Genomic DNA, 6,524 nt, shown 5'->3' with positions numbered 1-6,524 from the left:
CTTGTCATTATTCTGCCTGTTGGACGGCCAATCTCCGATTGGCCAGCTGGTACGACAATCGACCGGAACGGACCGGAGTTATGACGCACCTCGATTGCTGACCCTAAGCGCCGAATGCCCGCTGGCAAACTCACGCAGTCCCACACGCATTGAAATTCCGGCGATCGAGATTGTGCCAGCCGCCTGTGGAAGAAACCTGCGGTTCAAGGGACCTGATCTAAATCTCGCGGTCTTGTTCGACGCTTTGATGACCGAGCGCAAGCGCATCGCGGCGGCACGCAGATCAATCTCAGTCAGCCGGCGATGAGCGCGGTTTTCTGTAGCGGAAAGTCGAATTGTTGCCGCACATTGAAAGAGATCAAGGACGCGCAACCACAACTCGGTATGCACGCGCACATAGCTAGATCACAGGCTTGGCCGTTGAACCAGCCTGAACGAGCAGCAGGATTGAGCCTGGAGATGCATGATGGAAAATAGCGCTGAGAATACCGTTTTTCGATATCGTGGCTCGACGTTCGATAGCATGATCGAATCCCTCGGAGCGGTTTTCGGCACATTCGACGCCGATCTCGTCGGTCGTACTCAAGACTTCAATTGGGCGCTCGATCTTGCAGGGTGTGAAAGCGCAGCATTGATTACCGGTAACCATCAGACCGGGTTTCAGTTCCGCGCTCAGTGGTGTTCCGAAGCTACAGAGCATCTATCGATCGTGGTGCCTCGCAGAGGCGGCATGGGGGTCACGTACGGTTCGCGCATGGCTGAGGCCCGAGAAGAGAGATTGCTTCTTTACAGGAATTTCGAACCAGACAGCATTTCTATACATGGGCAATCCAATCTAATAGATGAGTTGGTGCTTAATTGGTCTTTGATCCAACGGACCATTGGCGAAACTTTCGATATGCCGTTTAGCGGCTCGCTCGACCTGTTGCCCGAAGTCGACCTTTCAACGCCAGTTGGTCGGACAATCGGCAATCTCACGGAAGCGATTATCGACGGAATACGTGACAATGGTCCCCTCTGTCAGAGTCCCATAGCTATGGCTCATATTACGCAGGCGCTAGCCGATGTCATAATACGGATGGTGCCCCATCGGTTCTCGCATCTGCTGGATAAGAAGCTCCATATGATTGCTCCCGGCCACGTCCGCCGTGGGATCGAGTTCATGTGTGCCAATGTCAACCAACCGATTACAATGCCAATGGTGGCAGATGCGGCGGGTGTTTCCACCAGAGCACTCGAAGCAGGTTTTCGTGCTTTCAAGAATACAACGCCGGCAGCTTATCTACAGATGCTTCGGCTCCGGGCAGCACGCGAGGACCTGCTCGATCCAGAAAACCGCATGCTTATGAAAGAAATCTGCCTGAAATGGGGATTCTTTCAATTCGGAAGGTTCGCCGCAGTTTATAGGGCGCACTACGGAGAAAATCCCTCCGAAACAAGGAGACGGGTCTGCGGATCAAATTCTCGAAGGTCCTCCTGACAAGCGGATTGACGAAGGCGCTGGCGCGACAAACGGCAGAACCGGTCTGTGCGAGTCGGATGATGCCATCACATTGATAAGCCTCTGGGCGGATGATTGCCTCTAGCACCTCTAGCTTCCCCTCGTCAGCATCCGTCGCGTTCAGCGGCTTAATGTGATCGGCCAATTTGTCCTGCGGTTCACGAACGACTTCGCAAGCGAGGTAGGGGAGGTCGCTCCTCGTTGTTGTCCGCCTTTAATGCGGCCGTCGACTCCTAAAGGCTCTCGGCCGAAAAGGCCGAGCGTTTACTGGATGGATCGCTCGCGTTGCCCCTGCCGCGAAGACCACCACGGCAGCGATTGAGTTTGCGCGTGAGCTCTTTGTAATTTCATCCAAGCCTTAAACGGCCTCGGAGTGAAAAGGCGAAGATGTTATTGCCATGGCAGTATTCGGCCTCGGCCTGACCAAGTTGCGCCCGACAGCAGTGCGAGCAGACCGCACTCGGATCAGAGTTGCTGCGCGATCCCCCTACGATAAAAACGGCAACTTAACAAGCAGCGCTTTGCGCTCTAAATTGCAGAACTTCTGTCCGAATGAACGGGACCATCTCTCTTTACCGCGTTCAATCCGCCAGTTTCAATTCCCCCTGTACCACTTCCGGCTTTAGTTTTGCGCCAGCGGCGTTGGTCAAACGGGAACATAATGAAGTCGCGCACGGTGAGCGGTTCGGGCTGATCTCGCATGCCAACTTCCGGCCATTCACTCATTTTCGGCCAGTATGCAGTACGGAAAATCGTGTCCCAAACGGTTGTAAAGAAGCCATAGTTTTTATGCCGGTGGTGAAGTTCCGTGGAGTGGTGAATACGGTGGAATTTATTATCGCCGATGAGGTACCGAAGCGGTCCCAGATTAAAGCGTGTGCTAGAGTGAGACAGATGGGCCTGAAAGGTAATCAACGTCATGGCAGCAATTGGCACGACGCCTGATTCGAAGTGAATTAGCGCGAGTGGTAGTGCTACAAACGCCGCGTAAACAAATGGCTCGGAAATATGGTGGTTGCAATTCCACGCCGTCAGTTCGCGGATTGAATGATGAGTCGCGTGCAGGCGCCACAGAAATGGAACGGCGTGCTGAGCCCGGTGCATCCAGTAGTAAAAGAAGTCACCGGCAATCGCGACTAGAACGCCTGAAAGGACGGCAAGGACCGTATTGATGATCGCGTTATTAGAGTGAAGCAACGCACCGAAATTGATCGTCACGAGCGGCTTAACCCCTAACCATATCAAACCTATAGCGTAGAGGTGCCAGATCAAAGTGCCGCATCCGATGCGGATAATCCAATTCCGGGCGCCGCGAATGTACGAGGCAAAACTGTATCGGTAAGCCGGAAAGATCACCTCGAGCACAACGCATGCGGTAGCGAAAATCGCAACCAATTTAAACGATTTGACGAAGAGCTGGGCCATTTCCCCAACATCGAGAACGTGCATTTTGATTGCTCCGACGAATTGGCGAACAACAAAACGCACTATGCGGAATTTGCCTAGATTGCAAAATCGATTGTTTGGATGATGAGTATCCATTTCCTAAATTCCATTGGCAAGAATGGTCCGTTCTTCGGACGGCTCTCTCGCAAATGTGCTGATTGAGTTCGGCCCAGCGTTCTCGCGACAGATCCTCACGGCCTGCATGGATTGCGGGGACTGGCTGCAGGGCCAAGCTGCAAACTTAATCGCCATGGCTGCATTCAACATTTGGATGTGTCCCATAAAATCAATCAATTACCCCAATGGTCCGATGAAGGGTAAATAGGTTTCCTTGAGACGCTCAATCACAAGGAGTATCTGCGATGCTAATCCGTTGTCCACGTGACAAAGCCTCGTCAGAAGAAACAGTGGCGATGTGCTCATTGATCCTAATGTCAATGATCTCGACCGACGATGTGTCGGCTAGCGACCCGGCAGGTGGAGGTAACGATCGCGTCGTCGGTGGAAGATAGACCACACCGATGGTGCCAATCATGGCGGCATTGGAGTCTTGATCAAGATCGAATTTACAATTTCATTCGTCAAGAGGCCTTCATGAAGTTTTCCGCAGCAATCTATGGTGCGGGCCGCCCCTGCCGCCAGCTGCCCTATCTATCATCGCGTGCACCATTCATTACAAATTATGCGAGGGGCATGTGGCTCGCCGGGACCGGCAATGTCGCAGCCGTGCTACCGGCCATGTTCGCTGCTGCTTCTCCGGCTTGATCGAAGACCGATGTTGACCGAATTCGAAACGGCGGGCCACGAGCTAGCAGCGGTGGCGCCTAAGATCAAACAGTTTGTCAAAATGCGAATGGGGCGGGGTGACGCTCCAATGCGAAGGTTTGAGCATATTGCGGCTTGAGACACTAGCGGTGGTCCTTGGTGATCTGCCGTCAGGATGGCCATTGCTGCGCTCGCAAAGGCACGAAGGTCCGAAGCCATATGGGACGGCCAAATGACGCGCAAACGAGTCCAGCGAACTGAAACGGAGAAAAGATATGTCTGATGCAAAACTGCAAAGTGTGCTTTCGGCTCTTTCGCAGACAGCGAGACAGTTAGATGCTGTGCCGTCCAGTCAAGCGGGTCCGGACGCCGATTGCGTCAAACTAGACACAAATGAGAATCCCTTTCCGTTGCCGATTACGGTGATGCGAACCGCGCTTAGGGCTCTCAAACGGCATTACCTTTATCCCGAAGATGACAATTTCAGCTTGCGGGAGGCGGCCGCCAATGCGTATGGCCTCTCCCAGGATCAAGTGATCGCAGGCAACGGATCGTCTGAGCTGCTGGGGCTCCTTTACAGAGCCTTCCTTGCTCCAGGCGATAGCGTAGCGATGATGTCGCCGGGTTTTTCGTTTAATCGTAAGCTTGCCATGTTGCAGGGTGCTCGATTTTTAGAAATCGGATGGGGCAAATCTTATTCGTTGCCAATCGAGCAGTTGCTTCTTGGTCCGGCAAAAGATTCAAAGTTTATCCTGCTGGCTAATCCGAACAACCCGAGCGGAACGTTTGTTCCGGTAGCCGATATCGATAAGCTCGCCGCCCAGTCCGACCGATTGATCGTATTGGATGAGGCATATGTCGATTTTGCACCCGATGATGCTCTACGCCTTGTTAATCGCCATTCGAACCTTCTAATTTTAAGGACATTTTCGAAAAGCTACGCCGCCGCCGGTATTCGCGTTGGTTTCGGCTTCGGTCATCCTGAACTTATCGGGAGGCTACGCAATATCCAAAATCTCTTCAACATGAACCTTATCGCCCATGCGGTGGGCATTAGCATCCTTTCGCACCGCGCCGCTTACGCCGAGAACCATAAGCATATCAAACATGAAAGACAGCGAACGATGATTGCGCTGTCCGAACTCGGATTTTCGGTGATCCCATCTTATTCAAATTTCTTGCTTGCTCGTGTGCCATCCGGACAAAACGGCGCCTGGTGGCAAGCATCGTTAAAAAGGCAAAAGGTACTTGTAGCCGTCTTTCCCGATGATGGCTTGGAAAATCATATCCGCGTGAGCATCGGTACAAAAGCCCAAATGGATAAATTCCTTTCAGCCGCCGGTGACATTTCTGAAAGCCTGAAGACGCAGCGATTACCGGTTACGCAGCGTTAATTTTTGCTTTGTCACGCGGACGAACGAAATGGCCAAGACGACATAGCGGATCGCCTGAACCTACGGGTTTTAGTTAAACATTGGAGACAATTGAATGGGAAATGCCCTTCCTTCTAACCTAACCTTCGGCATCTTCGATCACCTTGACGCGAACGGCAGCGACATCGCCCAGCAGTATTCGGATCGCCTGAGGTTGGCAGAGGCGTGCGATCGCCTTGGTTTCTACGCGTATCACCTCGCTGAGCACCATTGTACTCCGCATGGCAGAAGCCCATCGCCAAATTTGTTTTTATCAAGCGTCGCACAGCGCACGCGTCGCCTTCGTATTGGGCCTTTAGTCATGCTGCTGCCCCTCTATCATCCGCTGCGGGCTTTCGAAGAAATCTGCATGCTGGATCATTTGAGCGATGGCAGAGTCGAGCTCGGGATAGGGCGCGGCTCTCTCCCGATCGAATTAGGTTATTTCGGGATCGGTCCGGACGCGGCGCTAGGCCGCTACGTGGAAGCCAGTGAAATTCTTGTGAATGCGATGAAGGGCGGAACGTTGTCCCATAAGGGCGAGCATTATGAGCTGAGCGGCATACCTTTGACGCTGAGACCCCATCAACGTCCGCATCCGCCGACGTGGATCGCCACCAACCGGCCCGAGTCTGCGCACTGGGCAGCTGCGAATGGCGCAAATATCGCATGCGTAGGACCTTCCTCTTCAGTCCGCAAAATTACCGATGCCTTCCGCGCCTATCAAAAATGCAACGCGAGCGCAGATGATCAATCGCCATTTCGAGGATTGCTACGCATGGTGGTGATTGGACGTTCTGACCGGGATGCCTATTCGCTCGCAGCGTCGGCTTACGAACATTGGCTCGAGAGCTTTAAATTTCTTTACGACCTGAATGACCTGCAGACGCCTCCGAACCTGCCGCTGACCTTCGACGAGGCGGTCGAGAATGAGTTATGCGTTGCAGGAACGGCGGCCTCGGTGCGACAAGCTTTGCTGGATCAGATAGAAGAGGCAGGCGCCAACTATCTTCTCTGTCAACTTGCGTTTGGGAGTCTGCCGCTGGATGCTTCCCTGTATACGGCTGGCAGGATTCAATCCGAAATTATGGCTCGATCTGACTAGCTCGCCGCAACGTGCACTGCGATCTCGACAGATGTCCCTTCATGATCGTGGTGGCCGCAAGGCTGGGTGGGGAGCGGACAAGCGCAGAAACTGCAGAAACGTTGGTATGGCACCGTTGCCGGCGAAGCAGCCCCAGCTTCAGTCGCCCGACGAAGTTTTTAGATCAGAGATGAGCTGGACAACATTCGTGCTGGTCCTAGTACCGTTCCGCAGAGATTATGACTCTTTGACCGGATAGGCTTTGTGGAGTTTCTCGCGGGCCTTTTCGGTTGTGAACATCCATTGGATCCTTGCC

The 6,524-nt window shown here is 53.2% G+C and carries 5 protein-coding genes and 2 pseudogenes; 6 read left to right on the top strand and 1 reads right to left on the bottom strand.

Annotated features, from left to right (window positions below):
* The 3 genes and pseudogenes from PY650_RS35770 to PY650_RS35760 form a co-directional block, all read left to right on the top strand.
* A pseudogene (locus tag PY650_RS35770) lies at positions 1–84 on the top strand (acyltransferase); the annotation flags it as partial.
* A gap of 112 nt (positions 85–196) precedes the next feature.
* Positions 197–312 (top strand): annotated as a pseudogene (locus PY650_RS35765) (LysR family transcriptional regulator); the annotation flags it as partial.
* Positions 313–463: 151 nt separating this feature from the next.
* The gene (locus PY650_RS35760; RefSeq protein WP_285884797.1) at positions 464–1,480 is read left to right on the top strand and encodes a helix-turn-helix transcriptional regulator; all 1,017 of its coding nucleotides are present in this window, start codon (positions 464–466) and stop codon (positions 1,478–1,480) included.
* A gap of 549 nt (positions 1,481–2,029) precedes the next feature.
* On the opposite strand, the gene PY650_RS35755 is transcribed toward PY650_RS35760, so the two are convergent.
* Positions 2,030–3,043, bottom strand: a complete 1,014-nt coding sequence (locus tag PY650_RS35755) for a sterol desaturase family protein (protein WP_285884796.1) — start codon at positions 3,041–3,043, stop codon at positions 2,030–2,032.
* Positions 3,044–3,541: 498 nt separating this feature from the next.
* Here PY650_RS35755 and PY650_RS35750 point away from each other — a divergent pair, with 498 nt between their 5' ends.
* The 3 genes from PY650_RS35750 (at position 3,542) to PY650_RS35740 (ending at position 6,229) form a co-directional block, all read left to right on the top strand.
* The gene (locus PY650_RS35750; RefSeq protein WP_285884795.1) at positions 3,542–3,712 is read left to right on the top strand and encodes a hypothetical protein; all 171 of its coding nucleotides are present in this window, start codon (positions 3,542–3,544) and stop codon (positions 3,710–3,712) included.
* A gap of 275 nt (positions 3,713–3,987) precedes the next feature.
* Complete coding sequence (gene hisC, locus PY650_RS35745; protein ID WP_285884794.1) at positions 3,988–5,106, top strand: histidinol-phosphate transaminase; 1,119 nt, start codon at positions 3,988–3,990, stop codon at positions 5,104–5,106.
* 94 nt (positions 5,107–5,200) lie between these two features.
* The gene (locus PY650_RS35740) at positions 5,201–6,229 is read left to right on the top strand and encodes an LLM class flavin-dependent oxidoreductase (RefSeq protein WP_285884793.1); all 1,029 of its coding nucleotides are present in this window, start codon (positions 5,201–5,203) and stop codon (positions 6,227–6,229) included.
* Positions 6,230–6,524 lie beyond the last annotated feature (295 nt).

This window comes from Martinezella calliandrae (assembly GCF_030272695.1).
Classification (GTDB): Bacteria; Pseudomonadota; Alphaproteobacteria; order Rhizobiales; family Rhizobiaceae; genus Rhizobium; species Rhizobium calliandrae.
The sequence above is the reverse complement of the archived record's forward strand: the minus strand, read 5'-3'. Positions and strand labels throughout refer to the sequence as shown.